At 60.5% G+C, this 16,511-nt stretch carries 17 protein-coding genes and 1 tRNA gene; 5 read left to right on the forward strand and 13 right to left on the reverse strand.

Features of this window, described 5'->3' with window-relative positions; all coding sequences use genetic code 11:
- The first annotated feature begins 100 nt into the window (after positions 1-100).
- Positions 101-841 carry a glutathione S-transferase family protein gene (locus MWU49_RS14645; protein WP_246973759.1) on the forward strand — a complete coding sequence of 247 codons (741 nt, stop codon included), beginning with the start codon at positions 101-103 and terminating at the stop codon, positions 839-841.
- Between the two features lie 189 nt (positions 842-1,030).
- On the opposite strand, the gene pth is transcribed toward MWU49_RS14645, so the two are convergent.
- The 7 genes from pth to MWU49_RS14680 form a co-directional block, all read right to left on the reverse strand.
- Positions 1,031-1,618: an aminoacyl-tRNA hydrolase gene (pth, locus tag MWU49_RS14650; RefSeq protein ID WP_246973761.1), complete on the reverse strand. Its 588-nt coding sequence runs from the start codon at positions 1,616-1,618 to the stop codon at positions 1,031-1,033.
- Positions 1,619-1,626: 8 nt separating this feature from the next.
- Positions 1,627-2,265, reverse strand: coding sequence for a 50S ribosomal protein L25/general stress protein Ctc (locus tag MWU49_RS14655; protein WP_246973763.1), 639 nt, complete (start codon positions 2,263-2,265; stop codon positions 1,627-1,629).
- A 255-nt stretch (positions 2,266-2,520) separates the two neighbouring features.
- Entirely contained in the window at positions 2,521-3,480 is a 960-nt protein-coding gene (locus MWU49_RS14660; protein ID WP_246973765.1) for a ribose-phosphate pyrophosphokinase, read from the reverse strand.
- Between the two features lie 74 nt (positions 3,481-3,554).
- Positions 3,555-3,630: transfer RNA gene (locus MWU49_RS14665), tRNA-Gln, on the reverse strand.
- Between the two features lie 25 nt (positions 3,631-3,655).
- Positions 3,656-4,558 (reverse strand): 4-(cytidine 5'-diphospho)-2-C-methyl-D-erythritol kinase, encoded by a 903-nt coding sequence (ispE, locus tag MWU49_RS14670; RefSeq protein WP_246973767.1) that lies wholly within the window; start codon positions 4,556-4,558, stop codon positions 3,656-3,658.
- Entirely contained in the window at positions 4,555-5,124 is a 570-nt protein-coding gene (lolB, locus tag MWU49_RS14675) for a lipoprotein insertase outer membrane protein LolB (RefSeq protein WP_246973770.1), read from the reverse strand. The genes ispE and lolB overlap by 4 nt, the downstream gene beginning before the upstream one ends.
- A complete protein-coding gene (locus MWU49_RS14680) occupies positions 5,121-6,833 on the reverse strand; it encodes a tetratricopeptide repeat protein (protein ID WP_246973773.1) in 1,713 nt (570 codons plus the stop codon). Before MWU49_RS14680 ends, lolB begins: the two co-directional genes overlap by 4 nt.
- Positions 6,834-7,056: 223 nt before the next feature.
- Between MWU49_RS14680 and hemA the strand changes: the two genes are divergently transcribed.
- From hemA to MWU49_RS14700, 4 genes are all read left to right on the forward strand, one after another.
- On the forward strand, positions 7,057-8,319 hold the full coding sequence (gene hemA, locus MWU49_RS14685) for a glutamyl-tRNA reductase (RefSeq protein WP_246973776.1): 1,263 nt from the start codon (positions 7,057-7,059) through the stop codon (positions 8,317-8,319).
- 70 nt (positions 8,320-8,389) lie between these two features.
- On the forward strand, positions 8,390-9,475 hold the full coding sequence (gene prfA, locus MWU49_RS14690) for a peptide chain release factor 1 (protein ID WP_246973778.1): 1,086 nt from the start codon (positions 8,390-8,392) through the stop codon (positions 9,473-9,475).
- A gap of 1 nt (position 9,476) precedes the next feature.
- Complete coding sequence (prmC, locus tag MWU49_RS14695) at positions 9,477-10,313, forward strand: peptide chain release factor N(5)-glutamine methyltransferase (RefSeq protein WP_246973780.1); 837 nt, start codon at positions 9,477-9,479, stop codon at positions 10,311-10,313.
- A gap of 86 nt (positions 10,314-10,399) precedes the next feature.
- The gene (locus MWU49_RS14700; RefSeq protein WP_246973783.1) at positions 10,400-11,164 is read left to right on the forward strand and encodes a HesA/MoeB/ThiF family protein; all 765 of its coding nucleotides are present in this window, start codon (positions 10,400-10,402) and stop codon (positions 11,162-11,164) included.
- Between the two features lie 7 nt (positions 11,165-11,171).
- Here the strand turns inward: MWU49_RS14700 and MWU49_RS14705 are convergent, their stop codons facing one another.
- The 6 genes from MWU49_RS14705 to gatC form a co-directional block, all read right to left on the reverse strand.
- Positions 11,172-11,330, reverse strand: a complete 159-nt coding sequence (locus tag MWU49_RS14705; RefSeq protein WP_246973786.1) for a hypothetical protein — start codon at positions 11,328-11,330, stop codon at positions 11,172-11,174.
- A 32-nt stretch (positions 11,331-11,362) separates the two neighbouring features.
- Positions 11,363-12,145, reverse strand: a complete 783-nt coding sequence (locus MWU49_RS14710) for a cyclic nucleotide-binding domain-containing protein (RefSeq protein ID WP_246973789.1) — start codon at positions 12,143-12,145, stop codon at positions 11,363-11,365.
- 237 nt (positions 12,146-12,382) lie between these two features.
- Positions 12,383-13,198 carry a crotonase/enoyl-CoA hydratase family protein gene (locus MWU49_RS14715; protein WP_246973791.1) on the reverse strand — a complete coding sequence of 272 codons (816 nt, stop codon included), beginning with the start codon at positions 13,196-13,198 and terminating at the stop codon, positions 12,383-12,385.
- 84 nt (positions 13,199-13,282) lie between these two features.
- Positions 13,283-14,722 (reverse strand): Asp-tRNA(Asn)/Glu-tRNA(Gln) amidotransferase subunit GatB, encoded by a 1,440-nt coding sequence (gene gatB, locus MWU49_RS14720; protein WP_246973793.1) that lies wholly within the window; start codon positions 14,720-14,722, stop codon positions 13,283-13,285.
- Entirely contained in the window at positions 14,719-16,179 is a 1,461-nt protein-coding gene (gene gatA / locus MWU49_RS14725) for an Asp-tRNA(Asn)/Glu-tRNA(Gln) amidotransferase subunit GatA (RefSeq protein WP_246973969.1), read from the reverse strand. Before gatA ends, gatB begins: the two co-directional genes overlap by 4 nt.
- Before the next feature lie 15 nt (positions 16,180-16,194).
- Positions 16,195-16,482, reverse strand: a complete 288-nt coding sequence (gatC, locus tag MWU49_RS14730) for an Asp-tRNA(Asn)/Glu-tRNA(Gln) amidotransferase subunit GatC (RefSeq protein ID WP_246973794.1) — start codon at positions 16,480-16,482, stop codon at positions 16,195-16,197.
- Positions 16,483-16,511 lie beyond the last annotated feature (29 nt).

The raw sequence follows: 16,511 nt of genomic DNA on the forward strand, positions 1-16,511 counted from the left end.
GGCGGTTGCTGGCGGGACGCAGTGGCCAGGCGCTGTTGCCGATGCGTGGAGCCTGGGCTGGGCTAGACTGCCAGAAAATCCCGGCAGGTATGACAACACCATGACTGATCGCATTCTTTACCAGTTTCCGATCTCGCATTATTGCGAGAAAACCCGCTGGCAGCTGGATCACAAGGGGCTGGATTACCAGATAAGGAACCTGTTGCCGGGCCCGCACCGCCTGCGTACTCGTTTGATGGCTCGTATTGATACCTTGCCGATACTTCGGGATGACCGCCGCACGGTGGGGGACTCCACCAAGATTGCCTACTACCTGGAAAAGTATTACCCGCAGCGCTCGCTGCTGCCGGCGGCGCCGGATCAGCGTGCCCGGGTGATCGAGTTGGAGCAGCAGTTCGACCGGCTGGGCGTGGATGTACGTCGTTGGCTGTACGGGCAGATTATCGATCGCCCGGAAGTCATGCAGGCCATGCTTAACCCCTATGGCCTGCCGGGTGTGGTGCAGTCTGTGCTCACGCCGCTGACCCGGGAAGGCGTACGCCGCCTCTACCGTATCGAGCCGAAAGCGGTGATGCGTTCCGAGCAGCGGCTGGAAGAGGGGCTGCAATTGCTTGAGCAGATACTTGCCAAGGGTAAGGGCGATTATCTGGTAGGCGATCAGCTGACACTGGCCGATGTGGCCGCGGCAAGCCTGCTGGCGCCGCTGCTCAGCCCGGCAGGCACCCCGTGGGACATCATCGATGAAAACAGCCACCCGCCAGCACTGCAGGTACAGCTACAGAAGCTCCGCGAGCGTCCGGCCGGGCAGTGGGTGATGGCGCGCTATGCGGGGGATCGTTGATGATCAGCTACAAGCTACGAAGCCGCTGTAGGAGCTTGCCTGCAAGCGATCCGAGCCTAAGCGAGGTAAGGATTCCAGAAACGCGCTTTAGAGATGCCGGATTGAGCAGCAGCGCGGAACGCAAGCATTCGAAACTGGCAGAGGCCAGGCTTCGTGTTGTTGCGTGAAGCGTGTTGCGTGCTGCGGCTCTTACGCTTTAAACCCGTTCAGCTTGTTCATGGCGGTGTTGAGATCGCCACGCAGCAGATCCGGGGTGTAGTAGACCGCTTCGTCGATGGCGCGGTCGATCAGGTCACGATCCGCTTTTGAGGGCTTGTTGAGCACGTGCGGGGTGACCAGGGCGGCGGAGCCTGGGTGGCCGATGCCGAGGCGAAGGCGGTAAAAATCGCGACTGTTGCCATGCTTGCTGATGATATCGCGCAGACCATTGTGGCCGCCGTGCCCTCCACCGAGCTTGAAGCGGGCGGTGCCGGGGGGCAGGTCCAGTTCGTCATGGGCGACGAGAATCTGCGAAACGGGAATCTTGAAGAAGTTCGCCAGGGCGGCGGTGGCCTGACCACTGCGGTTCATGAAGGTGGTCGGTACCAGCAGGCGGATGGTTTCGCCTTCAAAGGTGAAGGTGCCGGTGAGGCCGAAATATTTCTTGTCTTCGGTAAGGAAGATGCCCTGGCGACGGGCCAGGGCATCCACATACCAGACGCCGGCGTTGTGGCGGGTGTCTTCGTATTCGCGGCCCGGGTTGCCCAGGCCCACGATCAGTCGAACAGGTTCCGCCACAGTGCGTCTTATTCTTCGCTGGCGGTTTCTTCGCCGGCTTCGTCGTCAGACTCGGAAGCACGAACTTTCGGCGCGTGAATCGCAGCAACCGGCTGGTCGTGGTCGTCGCCCAGCGCCAGCTGAGTCAGTTCCACGCCTTTCGGCAGTTTCAGGTCAGACAGGTGAACGATGGCGTTCAGTTCAACAGCGGTCATGTCCACTTCGATGAACTCAGGCAGATCCTGGGGCAGACAGCTCACTTCCACTTCGGAAATGTTGTGCTGGATCTCGCCACCCTGCTGCTTCACGCCCACGGAGGCGGCTTCGTTGATGAAGTGCAGCGGTACGTTCATAGTGATCTTGTGGGTCTTGTCCACACGCAGGAAGTCAGCGTGGGTGGGGAAGCCCTTGGCCGGGTTACGCTGCAGGTCACGCAGAACCGCCTGTACTTCCTTGCCGTCGATCTTGAGGGTCAGGATGTGGCTGTAGAAGGCTTCGTTTTCCAGGGCCTTCTTCAGTTCACGCAGCTCAACACTGATCATCTGCGGCTCGGCTTCGCCACCATAAACGATGCCAGGTACACGATCTTGCAGACGACGCAGGCGGCGGCTCGCACCTTTCCCTGTATCGCTGCGGCTTTCTGCATTCAGCAGGAATTCATTGGACATGATATGTCTCCAGTATGCTCTCAAGCTTCCCGCGACCAGGTCGGCCAGAGAGGTTAAATAATCCCGTGGAGGATTCCGCGGGGGCGCGATTATGGCCCTTCGGGCGGCAACACGCAACACGCACCACGCAACAACGCGACAAGTGGGGTCAGGTTTGAAACGCAAGAGGCCGCGCCCAGGTCTGGTGCGCGGCCTCCAGGGTAGCAGATCAAGGAAACCTGCTCCGTGTTGTTGCGTGAAGCGTGCTGCGGCCTGTTAAACCAGCTCCAGCCGGTCGAACATGGCGCTCAGGGACTCTTCGTTGTTCACCCGGCGGATGGTCTCGGCCAGCATCGGGGCCAGGCTCAATACGCGGATCTTGTCGCAGGCGCGGCCGGCTTCGGACAGCGGGATGGTGTCGGTGACTACCAGCTGATCCAGCGAGCTGCCAGCGATATTGTCAATGGCGGGGCCAGACAGCACCGGGTGGGTGATGTAGGCAAACACCTTGGCTGCACCGTGCTCTTTCAGGGCGTCGGCGGCCTTGCACAGGGTGCCGGCGGTATCGACCATGTCGTCCACCAGGATGCAGGTGCGGCCTTTCACTTCGCCGATGATATGCATCACCTGGGAAACGTTGGCTTTGGGGCGACGCTTGTCGATGATCGCCAGGTCGGCATCATTGAGCTGCTTGGCCAGGGCCCGGGCACGAACCACACCGCCCACGTCCGGGGAAACCACCATCAGGTCGTCATGCTTCTGGCGTTCGATGTCCGCTACGATCAGCGGGGTGGCGTAGACGTTGTCCACGGGAATGTCGAAGAAGCCCTGGATCTGGTCTGCGTGCAGGTCCACGGTTACCACGCGGTCAATGCCTACGGTGGTGATCATGTCGGCCACCACCTTGGCGGTAATCGGCACCCGGGCGGAGCGCACGCGGCGATCCTGGCGGGCATAGCCGAAGTACGGCATCACGGCAGTGATACGGCCAGCGGAGGAGCGACGCAGGGCGTCGGCCATGACCAGCAGTTCCATGATGTTGTTATTGGTGGGGTTGCAGGTGGACTGGACGATGAACACATCCTTGCCACGGACATTTTCCTGAATCTCAACGGCCACTTCGCCATCGCTGAAAGTCGCGACATCAGCGTTGCCGATGGGCAGATTCAGGTGGTTGACCATCGCGCGGGCCAGTTCGGGGGTAGCATTACCGGTGAAAACGACGAGCTTGGACACTGGCGCCTCTCTTCGTGATGACCTGTCGTGTATTATGCCGGCCCCGGGGAAGGGGTGGGGCCGGTGAAGAAATATGGCTGGGGTACCAGGACTCGAACCTGGGAATAACGGGATCAAAACCCGCTGCCTTACCAACTTGGCTATACCCCAACACTCTTTTTCAGGTCTGCACTTTTTACCGGTGTGTGTTTCCGGTTTGTGCAGATTCGCCTGAATTCTGTGTCTCTCGAAACCTTGCCAGTGCCTCATGAAGAGGGGAAGTGTTTCTGCTTCGAGCGACGAAACCTGTCCAGTGTTGTGGCAACTGTTGCAGCAACTGCTGCCCCTGTTGCGATCCGGTCAGTCTTGCAAAGCAACAAGCGCCTGTACCGGTCATACGGGCGTTACCCGTATGCTGCCTGAGCCAGTCCAGCGTTTTTCCGATCTCCGGAAAATGCCGTTTTGCTACCGCTTCACAGTCGTTGTGAAAGTCGCGGGTCAGCACCGCCTCAAGCGAGGCCGGTAATTTACTGATGGGGGTATCCCTTGTCAATTCCCGGTCGCCGAAAATTCGAGCAGTTGATACATGAATTTCGGGATGAATGACTAAAAAGTGTGCATTCGGTAGTGAAACGGGGGTGATTTGCTCGCCGACACCCTCTGCCCAGGCGGATTTTCCGTGTACAAACACCGGCACGTCAGCCCCCAGGCTCAGGCCCAGTCTGGCCAGGGTGTCCAGCGATAGTTCAAGGCCCCATAGCTGGTTCAGTCCCAGTAGTGCGGTGGCTGCATCGGACGACCCGCCGCCCACGCCTCCGCCCATGGGGAGCCGCTTGGTCAGCGAGATGCGGGCGCCCTGCTGGCTGCCTGTGTGTTGCTGCAGAATGGTGGCTGCGCGCAGGATCAGGTTGCTGTCGTCGCAGGGTACGTCCGGGTTGTCGCAGTGCAGTTGCAGGGTTTCTGCTGGCTCGAAGGTCAGGGTGTCGCCGTGATCCAGCAGGGCAAACAGGGTCTGCAGGCAGTGGTAGCCGTCATCCCGACGCCCGGTGATGTGCAGGAACAGGTTGAGCTTGGCCGGGGCTGGCAGGATCAGTGTCATGGTTTGCCGGGAGCCCATTGCTTGATCAGCAGGGTGAAGCGGTTGCCATTCTGCCGGGCTTTGACCCGGTGAGGCAGGTTTACGCCGGCCACGGGTTCATAGCGGTCGAACTCCAGTTGCCAGCCCAGTTGTTCCAGGGTGAGTAGCTGCTCATTGTCGTCATAGCTGGCTTCTCCGGGGGCGCCGGGCCAGGGCAGGCCGCGGGCCCAGTACTGCAGGGCCGAAATGGGCAGCCAGAAGCCGGTCAGGTGCCAGGCCAGCTCGCCGGGGCTGCGGGCCTGGTATTGCTGCTTGGCGGTGATCAGCTCGGCGCGGCCGGTGTCCCAACGCAGTTCGGCACTGCCGAATCCCAGTGGACCGGAAAAGCGGATGTCGCCGCGGGTGGGCTGCTGTTGCCATTCGAAGGTGGCGCTGCCGCCATCATTGACGGTGCGATATCCCAGTTTTCCGTCCATTTGCCAGTACTGGATCTGGCCGGGATGGGTGTAGCTGTCGGTGCTGGTGGGCCGGCTCTGACAGCCACCCAGGATCAGGGTGAGGGCGATCAGGGGAACAAGGGCTTTCACAGACGGGCTCCCAGTCTTTCCATGGTTTCGCGCACGTGGGGTGCGTCCGGGTTGCTGTTGAGGGCGTCGCGCCAGATTTCCCGGGCCTGGTTCTGGGCGCCCAGTACCCAGAGGACTTCACCGTAATGGGCCGCGACCTCTGGATCGGGGAACTTTTCATAGGCGCGGCGCAGGTAGTTACGTGCTTCCTTGAGCTTGCCCTGTCGATAAAGTACCCAGCCCATGGAGTCGAGGATGGCCGGGTCCTCCGGATTAAGGGCGATCGCCCGGGAGACGTAGTCATAGGCCTCATCCAGCCGGGTGGTGCGGTCGGCCAGGGTGTAGCCGAGGGCGTTGAGGGCCTGGGAATCGTCCGGGTTGAGCGACAGAATGTGGCGCAGATCGGTTTCCAGCTGCGCCAGGTCGCCGGCTCTTTCGGACAGCATGGCGCGGCTGTAGCGCAGTTCGGTATTGTCGGGCTCACTCTCCAGAGAGCGGCTGAGCAGGGCCAGGGCCTGATCACTGTGGCCAAGGCTGTTGAGCATTTCTGCCTCGCTGAGGGTGAGGCTGGTGGCCATTTCCGGATGCTGCAGTTTCAGGTTGGCAAGCAGGGCGTGGGCCTGCTCTGTCTGCCCCTCGCGCATCATCAGCCGCGCGGCCTGTACCCGGGCGCGAATGGATTGGGGGCCACCGACCTTGAGGTAGTGGTCAATGGCTGCGTTCAGATTATTTTGCTGCTCTTCGCCCTGGGCAAGGTAAAGGTGGACGTCATCCGGGCGGTAGTTGATGGCGAGCAACTGTTGCAGTTGCTCACGGGCGGTGTCCGTGGCGCCGGCTTCCAGGGCCAGCAGGGCCAGGGAGAATTTCAGGTCCAGGTCATCCGGGTTGCGCTCGGCCATGATGGTGAGCTGTTTTTCGGCCTGCTTCACTTCGCCGCTGGCCAGCAGCATGCGCACATAGGCCAGTCGGGTACGGCGCGCGTCCGGGTATTTGCGCACCTGTTTCTTCAGGTGTCGCAGTGCCTTGTCCTTTTCGCCCATCTTGTAGAGTAGCTGAGCCTTGAGGAGCAGGGCGTCTTCATGGCGAGGCATGCGCTTGAGGGCCTGCTCGTCGGCCGCCAGTGCTGCCTCCAGATTGCCTTCCCGCTCCTGCCACAGGGCGCGGGCATACCACAGAGGGGCCTGTTCAGGGTATTGGTCGGTGAGTTGGGCCAGGGATTTTACCAGTTGCAGGTTGCCTTCCTCATCCAGTCCGCGAGCCTGGACCACCAGCCGGCCCAGGGCCTGTTCGCCATGGGTGCCCAGCAGGGTGTCCAGATAGCGGGTGCTGGCTTCGGTGTTGCCCAGACGGATTTCGGAAAGGATGGCCAGTTGCAGGGCTTCTTCGTTGTCGGGGTCCTGTTCCAGCCATTGCTGGCTCAGCAACAGGGCCTGGTGGTGATCTTCCAGGTAGTGGGCCAGTCGAGCGGCCTGGCTGAGGACCTGAGGGTCGCCGGTATCTTTACCCACGGCGGTGTAGTAGCCGAGAGTGACGCCGTAGGCCTGGCGCTGCGCAGAGACCTCTGCCACCAGCAAGTCTGCCAGTGAGGCACTATCGTATTGAGGAGGTGCCAGCGGTGCTGTCTCTGCCGGGGCGGCAGCCGGGCTGTCGGGCGCGGGGTCGGCAGGCCGGGTGCTGCATCCCTGCAGGAGTAGGAGGCCGCACAGCGGCAAATAAAGAAGACGCGTCATTAAAGGAAGATTGCCTGATTTCTGTTTTGGCTATCATGGCACAGTGGTCCGCAGGCCGAAAACCATAATGCATTCCTGCCCCGGTTCTATGGTCCATATCATTGTTTTAACGGGCGCTTTCGCGCAAAATGCGTGACCCTTGCGGCCCGGATTCCGGGCCGTTATGGCTGACTGGTACGGACGGGAAAGGGGCCGCCGTCACGACGGACGGGCTCGACATCTTATGAATCTGGTTGCTGTTGGCGTTAATCACACCACTGCCGATGTGGAGATACGCGAACGCCTGGCGTTTTCCACGCAGCAGGCGCAGGCAGCGCTGGCCAGCCTTCGAGAAACCCCCGGGGTGCGGGAAGCCGCGCTGCTGTCTACCTGTAACCGTACCGAACTGTACTGCCTCACTGACGACAACTGCCCTGATCTGGTGGATTGGCTGGCCCAGCGTCGCAGTCTTGGCCGTGACAAGCTGGAAGCGGTGCTTTACCAGCACCGCGGAGAGCAGGCAGTGGAGCACATGATGCGTGTCGCCGGCGGGCTGGATTCGCTGGTGCTGGGTGAACCCCAGATTCTCGGCCAGATGCGCGAAGCCTATGCTCGCGCCCATGAGGCGGGGCTGCTCAATGGCGAGCTGTCACGGCTGTTCCAGGAAGTCTTCTCGGTGGCCAAGCGGATTCGTACCGAAACCGGGATTGGCGCCAATCCGGTATCCGTGGCCTACGCCGCGGTGTCTTTTGCCCGCCATATCTTTGCCGATCTGAAGAAAAGCCGGGCATTGCTGATCGGCGCCGGTGAGATGATCGAGCTGGTGGCGCGTCATCTCAGCGAACAGCAGGTCAGCGAAATCACCATCGCCAACCGTACCGCCGAACGCGCCAGTGAGCTGGCCGCCAGCGTGGGCGGGCGGGGTATCAGCCTGGAAGAGCTGCCGGTGGCGCTGGAGCGGGCGGATATCCTGATTTCCTGCACCGCAGCACCGTTGCCCATTCTTGGCAAGGGTATGGTGGAGCGGGCCCTCAAGCAGCGCCGTCATCGGCCCATGTTCATGGTGGATATTGCCGTGCCGCGGGATATCGAGCCGGAAGTGGGGAATCTGGATGATGTCTACCTGTACACTGTGGATCACCTCCAGGAAGCTATTCAGGAAAATGTCCGTGCCCGTCAGGAAGCCGCCGAGGAAGCCGCGGAGCTGATTCGGGACGCCATCGTTCGCCATCGCCGTCAGCGCCGCGAGCAGGATGCGGTTGGGGTGTTGCGCGATTATCGTGAGCAGCGTACCCGTATGGCGGCGGAAGAACTGGACAAGGCCCTTCAACAACTGAACAACGGCGGTGATCCGGAAGAGGTGTTGCGCCGTTTTCAGCATTCACTGGTCAACAAGTGGCTGCACGGCCCCAGCGTGACCCTGCGCAAGATGGCGGCGGAAGGTCGCGCGGAGGCGTTGCTCACTGCCCGTGAGGTGCTGCTTGGCGATGATGAATCGTCGCAATAGCCCTTTTTCAATACTCTGATTTTGCGCGCGTCTGCGGACCGCGTGTCGCGTGAAGCGTGGAAGCGAATTTATGAAAGCGTCGCTGCAAGGCAAACTGGATAAACTGGCAGACCGGTTCGAGGAGCTGTCCGGCCTGTTGTCCGACCCGGATGTGATCGGCAACCAGAACCGTTTCCGTGATCTTTCCAGGGAATATTCGGAAATTGATCCGGTGGTGAAGTGCTATCAGGAATACCAGCAGAGCCTGGAGAACCTGGAGGCGGCCCGCGCCATGCAGGAGGACAGCGATCCGGAAATGCGTGAAATGGGGGCAGAAGAAGCCCGTGATGCCCAGGCGCGCATGGATGAGCTGGCTGATGAGCTGCAGATGCTGATGCTGCCGAAGGATCCCCGCGACGGCGCCAACGTGTTCCTGGAAGTGCGTGCCGGCACCGGTGGTGACGAAGCGGCGATCTTTGCCGGGGACCTGTTCCGCATGTATTCCAAATATGCCGATCGCATGGGCTGGAAGGTGGAGCTGGTCAGCGCCAGCGAGGGTGAGCATGGCGGTTACAAGGAAGTGATCGCCCGGGTCATTGGTGAGGGCGTGTATTCACGAATGAAATTTGAATCCGGTGCCCATCGTGTGCAGCGTGTCCCTGCCACGGAATCCCAGGGGCGTATCCATACCTCTGCCTGTACCGTGGCGATCATGGCCGAGGCAGAAGATCTGGGTGATATCCAGGTCCGCAACGAAGACCTGCGTATCGATACCTACCGTTCCTCCGGTGCTGGTGGTCAGCACGTCAACACTACCGATTCTGCGGTGCGCATTACCCACTTGCCCACCGGGGTCGTGGTGGAGTGTCAGGACGAGCGCAGCCAGCACAAGAACAAGGCCAAGGCCATGAGCCTGCTGAGTGCCAAGCTGTATGATGCCCAGCAGAATGCAGCCCACGCCGAGCAGGCAGCGGAACGGAAATCCCTGGTGGGCTCCGGTGACCGTTCCGAGCGGATCCGGACCTATAACTATCCCCAGGGCCGGGTCACCGACCACCGTATCAACCTGACCCTGTATCGCCTTGCCGAGGTGATGGAAGGGGACCTGGATGAAGTGCTGGGCGCGTTGCTGGCGGAGTACCAGGCGGACCAGCTGGCCGCGCTGGGCGATCAGTAACATGCGCATCGATGTCGCCCTGCGAGATGCCCGCAGCCGGCTGGCATCATCGCCCTCCGCCTCGCTGGATGCAGAACTGCTGCTTTGTCATGTGCTGAAACAGACCCGCACCTGGCTTTTCACCTGGTCTGACCGGGAGCTGGATGCGGATCAGCTGGTCGCCTTTGAGGCGTTACTGGCACGACGGCAAACCGGCGAGCCGGTGGCCCACCTGACCGGTGAACGCGAATTCTTCGGCCGCCCTTTCCGGGTCACCGCCGATACCCTGATTCCCCGTCCCGACACCGAAACCCTGATCGATGTGGCCCTGACGCTGCCGTTGCCGAAATCGGCGACGGTAGTGGATCTGGGCACGGGTACCGGGGCCATCGGGATTACTTTGGCCCTGGAACAGCCGGACTGGCAGGTAACGCTGGTGGATTACAGCGATGCAGCCCTGCAGGTGGCCCAGTACAACGCCGGGCAGCTGGGTGCCCCGGTGCGATGTGTGGCGGGCAGCTGGCTCACACCCTGCGACGGGCCGTTTGATCTGATCGTCAGCAACCCGCCCTATATCGATGCTGCGGACCATCATCTGGACGAAGGCGATGTGCGCTTCGAGCCCCGCTCGGCCCTGGTGGCAGAAAATCATGGACTGGCGGACCTGTCCGACATCGTGCGCCAGGCCAGTGGCAAGCTGGTTGATGGCGGCTGGCTGATGCTGGAGCATGGTTTCGAGCAGAGCGAAGCGGTGCGGACATTGCTGGCTGAGGCCGGTTTTGATCAGGTGCGTACAGCGCAGGATCTGGGCGGCAATGATCGTGTCACTCTTGGCCGGTTCGCTTCGGCTTCTTCCTAGGGTGGAAATTGCCGAAGGCAATCTCCACCGGAATTTTGATCTTTCGCGTGAGGCGTGAAGCATGTTGCGTGCAGCGGATTTGATCCATGTTTAACGACGAACAGCTTGAACGATATAGCCGTCAGTTGATGGTCAACGAAGTCGATCTGGCCGGGCAGGAAGCGCTGTCTGCGGCGCGGGTGCTGATCGTGGGCTGTGGCGGTCTGGCCAACCCGGCGGCCCTCTATCTTGCCGGTGCCGGTATCGGTCAGCTGGTGTTGGCGGATGATGATGTGGTGGAACTCAGCAACCTGCACCGGCAGGTGGCATTCCGCGGTGGCCAGATCCAGCAGCCCAAGGCAGAAGCCCTTTGCGATCAACTCCAGCAGCTGAACCCGGATGTGGATGTCCGCGCCTGTGTGCAGCGTGTGGATGCCGCCTGGCTGGATCAGGAAGTCTGTGATGCCAGTGTGGTGCTGGACTGCTCTGATAATTTTGCCACCCGGCAGGCGGTCAATCAGGCGTGCGTTCGCTATGGCAAGCCTCTGGTCAGTGGTGCGGCCATTCGCATGGATGGCCAGTTCGCGGTATTTGATCTTCGCCAGCGGGAGGCTGCCTGTTACGCCTGTGTCTATGGTGGCGGGACTGACGGTGATCTGGCCTGCAATCAGGCCGGGATTGTCGGGCCGGTAGTGGGGGTGGTGGGGACGCTGCAGGCCCTCGCTGCCATTCAGCTGCTGGTGGGGGCGGTGCTGCCACAGCGTTTACAGCTGTTTGATGGCCGCACTCTGGAGTGGCGCAACATGATCATGCGCCAGGATCCGGCTTGCCCGGTATGTTCCGGCCGGGCAAATCGTGAGGAGGGAGCCTAGCGGCTACCTAGTTGTGCATGCCGTTATGGCCGCCGTGCTCCGGCATGGTGTCCGATGTCATGGTCTGGTCCATGTGGACATCCATGGACTGTTCATCGGTGGTCAGCCCGATAATGATCAGGATAACCACCGCAATCACAAACGCTGCGCCAAGTAAGTGTTTCATGACAGCACCTCCGTTGGGTGGTGCACTGTCGGTCAGGCTGACAGTTCCACCACCTGTCCATTGAGCGTCTTGATCTGCCGGGCCATGTCCGTAAGCAGACTGTGGATCATGCCCGGGTTGGAACGAATCAGGTCCTTGAATTCGTGCTTGGGTACCTTGACCACCGAACAGCGACTTTTTGCCCTTACCGTGGCACTGCGCGGCGAATGGGTCAGCAGGGCAATGGCGCCGATGATTTCTCCTTCGCTGACCGAGCCGACCACTACCTCATCCACCAGCACATCGGCATCACCTTCGAACAGACTGAGCACGTAGTCTGCAGGCTCGCCCTGACGAATGATCACATCACCGGGTTCGAAATAGGCGAAGCCGGTGGTGGTATAGGATTCTTCCGGTACATAGGCTGCCAGCAGGCGTACCAGCATGGCTTGCTGGGTGGTCAGGATGCGGGTCCAGAGGCGTGCCAGCGCCGGATCTTCCAGAATCGCCTCTACCAGTTTGACGGTGGGGTAGGCGGCCAGCAATACCGCGCTTTCTGCATAGTAGGTGATGTCGTTGTTGCCGGCGTCAGGGAGAATCAGGTCGCCTTCATCCCAGATAAACAGCTTGCGGTCTTCGCAGCGCATGCCAAGCATGCCACCCTTGATCACATAGGTGGTGTTTTCGCACATGCCATGCTTGAAGGCGTTTTCGGTGGGGATTAACGGCAAGGTTTGCGGTTGCAGGGGCAGCTGCCCGATGAGTTCGTTCACCTGGCGTTTGTACATCCGGGACAGGGCAGCAAAACCGCCACTGGCTTCGGCCACAGATATCATGCGGAGCCTCTCCAACGATCGTTGTTTTCTTCGAGTATGCAGGAAGAAATCATTAGGAAACAGGACGGGGTTGGCAGATGTGCAGGCCGGATGCAGGACGCCCGATGCCTGACGGGAAAAGACAAAACCGCCGTGTTCGGGCCTCTGCTGCTGGCGAAAGGGTACAAAAAAGCCCACCCGGTTTTTCGGGCGGGCTTTTCGCGTGTTGCATGAAGCGTGATGCGTGCTGCGTCTCTCTCAATAATCCCGCTCGCGGGGGCCGAACTCCGGTGCCTGCTTCTTCTTGCCGGCGGTCAGGGCGCGGCGGTAGTTCTTGCCGCGCATGAGCTTGAACTGCAGCTTGCTTTCGATATCGAAGGCCTGTGCTTCGGACGCGTTCCAGGTTTGCTGGAACAGGCTCTTGCCGGCACTGATGGCGTCCGGGGAGCGGCTCTTGATGGCGTCGGCCAGTTTCTCGGCTTCCTGCAGCGGGTTCTCTGCTACTCGGGTGACCAAGTTAAGGCGTTTGGCTTCCTCGCCATTGAACAGGCGCCCGGTCATGGTCAGTTCCTTGGCCACGTCCATGGGTACCAGCTCTCGCAGGGTCACGGTGCCGGTCATATCCGGGATCAGTCCCCACTTGATTTCCATGATGGACATTTCGCAGTCTGGCGTGGCGAAGCGGAAGTCTGCCGCCAGTGCGATCTGCATGCCGCCGCCATAGCAGTAACCGTGCAGCACGGTGATCACCGGCACCGGCAGTTCACGCCAGCACCAGCACACTTGCTGGAACAGGTTGGTTTTCTTGATGCCGTACTTGGTAAAGCCCTTGAGCACTTTCAGGGGCTGTGTCATGACGGTGGCGAAGTCGAGGCCGGCACAGAATGCCTTGCCGTCGCCCTGCATGATGACAACGCGCAGGTTGCGGTCCTTTTTCACCGCTTTGGCCGCGTCGATCAGGCCTTCCATCATGTCGAAGTCCAGGCCGTTATATTTATCGGCGCGGGACAGTGTGACGTAGGCGGTGCCGTCTTTCTTTTCCAGGGTGACACGATTGCGGAAGGTTTCAGTCATGATTGGTTTTCTCGCGAGATGCAGGACGTCAGATGCCTGAAACCAAACTGCAAGGCGTCAGGCATCTGATGGTCCGCATCGGTGTTATCCCAGTTTGTCTTTCAGAAGCTGGTTGAGCTGTTGCGGATTGGCTTTGCCCTGCGTGGCCTTCATGGCCTGACCAACAAAGAAACCGATTTTCTTTTTCTTCTTGGCATCGTCAGAGTTGCGGTAATCCTCAACCTGGGGGGTGTTGTTGGCGATGATGTCGTCGACGATTTTTTCCAGTTCGCCGCTGTCGCTCATCTGCTTGAGGCCCTTGGCTTCAATGATGGCGTCCGGATCCCCTTCGCCAGCCCAGCACGCTTCGAAAACCTGCTTGGCGATCTTGGAGCTGATGGTGCCGTCTTTCAGGCGGGCAATCAGCTGGCCAAGTTGATCCGCAGACACAGGGCTGTTGCTGATGGTTTTCTCTTCCGCGTTTAGTTTGGCGGCCAGTTCACCCATCACCCAGTTGGCAGCCAGCTTGGCATCGTTACCTGCCTTGGCGGCACCTTCGAAGAAGGCCGCAGTGGCCAGATCGCCAGAGAGCAGGTCCGCGTCGTATTCGGACAGCTGATAGTCCGCCATGAAGCGGGCCTTGCGTGCATCCGGGAGTTCCGGCATGGCCGCCTTGAGCGCATCCAGATCCGCATCGGTGATTTCCACCGGCAGCAGATCCGGGCAGGGGAAGTAGCGGTAGTCGTTGGCGTCTTCCTTGCTGCGCATGGAGCGCGCAGTGTGAGTGTCGCCGTTGTACAGGCGGGTTTCCTGTACGATCTCGCCGCCGTCTTCCAGTACATCGATTTGACGCTCAACTTCCAGCTTGATAGCACGTTCCATGAAGCGGAAGGAGTTCAGGTTTTTGGTTTCGGTACGGGTGCCCAGCGGCTCGCCAGGCTTGCGGATGGAAACGTTTACATCGAAGCGCATGTTGCCCTGGGACATGTCGCCATCACAGATGCCGATGGACGTGACAATGGCGTGCAGTTTTTTTGCAAACGCCACCGCTTCCTCAGCATTGCTCATGTCCGGTTCGGTGACCACTTCGATCAATGGGGTGCCGGCGCGGTTCAGGTCGATGCCGGTCATGCCGTGAAAGTCTTCGTGCAAGGATTTACCCGCATCTTCTTCCAGGTGGGCGTGATGAATGCGAACGACTTTTTTCTCCCCGCTTTCCAGCTGCACTTCAACGACACCGGCGCCCACGATGGGTTTGTCCAGCTGGGTGGTCTGATAGCCTTTGGGCAGATCCGGATAAAAATAATTTTTCCGTTCAAACACGCTGTGGCGACAGATATCCGCATTGATGGCGAGGCCAAACAGTGCCGCCTTGCGCACCGCTTCCTTGTTCACTACGGGCAGGGTGCCGGGCATGCCCAGATCGACCAGCGATGCCTGGGTGTTGGGCTCGGCCCCAGTGGACAGTTTACTGCCGGAAAACAGTTTGCTGGTGGTATTGAGCTGGACGTGAATTTCCAGACCAATCACGACTTCCCAACTCATTGTTCACCTCCAAAAGTCGGCAGCTGGCGGTGCCAGTCGGTTACCTGCTGATACTTGTGCGCCACGTTGAGAATCTGGCCTTCACGAAAATAGTTGCCGATCACCTGGGTGCCGGTGGGTAGGCCGTTGATGAAACCGGTGGGCATGGACAGGGCGGGCAGGCCGGCCAGGTTCACACCAATGGTGAAGACGTCGGCCATGTACATGCTGACCGGATCATCTTTCTTGGCGCCGAGTTTGAATGCCGTCTCCGGTGCGGTGGGGCCCATCAGTACGTCCACCTTTTCAAAGGCGCGGGCAAAGTCGTCGCGGATCAGGCGACGAACCTGTTGGGCACGACGGTAGTAGGCGTCGTAGTAACCGGCGGACAACGCATAGGTGCCCACCAGAATGCGGCGCTTCACTTCGTCACCGAAGCCTTCGGAGCGGGAGCGCTTGTAAAGGTCTTCCAGATCTTGCGGCTCATCACAGCGGTGACCGAAGCGCACGCCGTCGAAGCGGCTTAAATTGGAACTGGCTTCAGCCGGGGCGATCACGTAGTAAGCCGGCACCGATAGCTTGATACTGGGCAGGGAAACGGAGACTACCTTGGCACCGAGCTTTTCCAGTTCGCGAATGGCGGCGCGGCTGTTGTCGGCAATGGCGCCGTCCAGGGTATCCGGGAAGAACTCTTCCGGAATGCCGATGGTCAGGCCGCTGATGTCTTCCTTAAGTGCGCCCAGGTAATCGTCCACCTTTTCATTGAGGCTGGTGGAGTCGCGATGATCGTGGCCGGCCATGGCCTGCAGCATCAGGGCACAGTCTTCGGCACTCTGTCCCATGGGGCCAGCCTGATCCAGGCTTGAGGCGAAGGCGATCATGCCCCAGCGGGAGACCCGGCCATAGGTAGGTTTGAGGCCGGTAATGTTGTTCAGGGCGGCGGGCTGGCGGATGGAGCCACCGGTGTCGGTGCCCGTGGCGGCAGGGGCCAGACGCGCGCCGAGACAGGCCGCGGCCCCACCGGAGGAGCCGCCGGGAACCCGTTCCAGATCCCAGGGGTTTTTCACCGCGCCATAGAAGCTGGTTTCATTGGAAGAGCCCATGGCGAACTCGTCCATGTTGGTCTTGCCCAGCATGACCGCGCCTTGTGCTGCCATTTTTTCCACCACGGTAGCGGTGTAAGGGGCAATAAAGGTGTCCAGCATCTTTGAGCCACAGCTGGTGCGCACGCCCTCGGTGCAGAAAATGTCCTTGTGGGCGATGGGCAGGCCAGTGAGCAGGTTGCTCTGGCCAGCAGCGATGGCCTGGTCGGCGGCATCTGCCTGGGCCAGGGCCTGCTCTTCGGTGACGGTAATGAAGCTGTTCAGCTCGCCGTCATATTGCTTGATGCGGGCCAGGAAGTGTTCGGTGAGCTCCCGGGAGGAGTAGTCGCCGTTGGCCAGGCCGGCCTTGAGTTCGGTCAGGGTCTTGGTGTGCATGGCGTCGCTCATTGTTTATTCGATCACCCGGGGAACCAGGAAGCAGCCTTCTTCGGCAGCCGGGGCGATGGCCATCGCCTTGTCGCGGATATTCGGCTCGCTGACTTCGTCTTCGCGCAGTGGCTGGGTCACGTCCAGCGGGTGGGCCATGGGGGCCACGTCGGCCACGTCGGCCTGCTGCAGCTGGTCGACCATCGCGAGGATGTCGTTGAGGCGGCTGGACAGGGCGTCGGTGTCAGCCTGGTCCACTTTCAGGCGGGCCAGGTGGGCGACCTGGGCTACCACCTTGGAATCAATGGCCATGGTTTTCTCCATGTTGGCGCGGTATCTAA

It is taken from the genome of Alcanivorax sp. S6407, assembly GCF_023016115.1.
In the GTDB taxonomy this organism is placed as follows: Bacteria; Pseudomonadota; Gammaproteobacteria; order Pseudomonadales; family Alcanivoracaceae; genus Alcanivorax.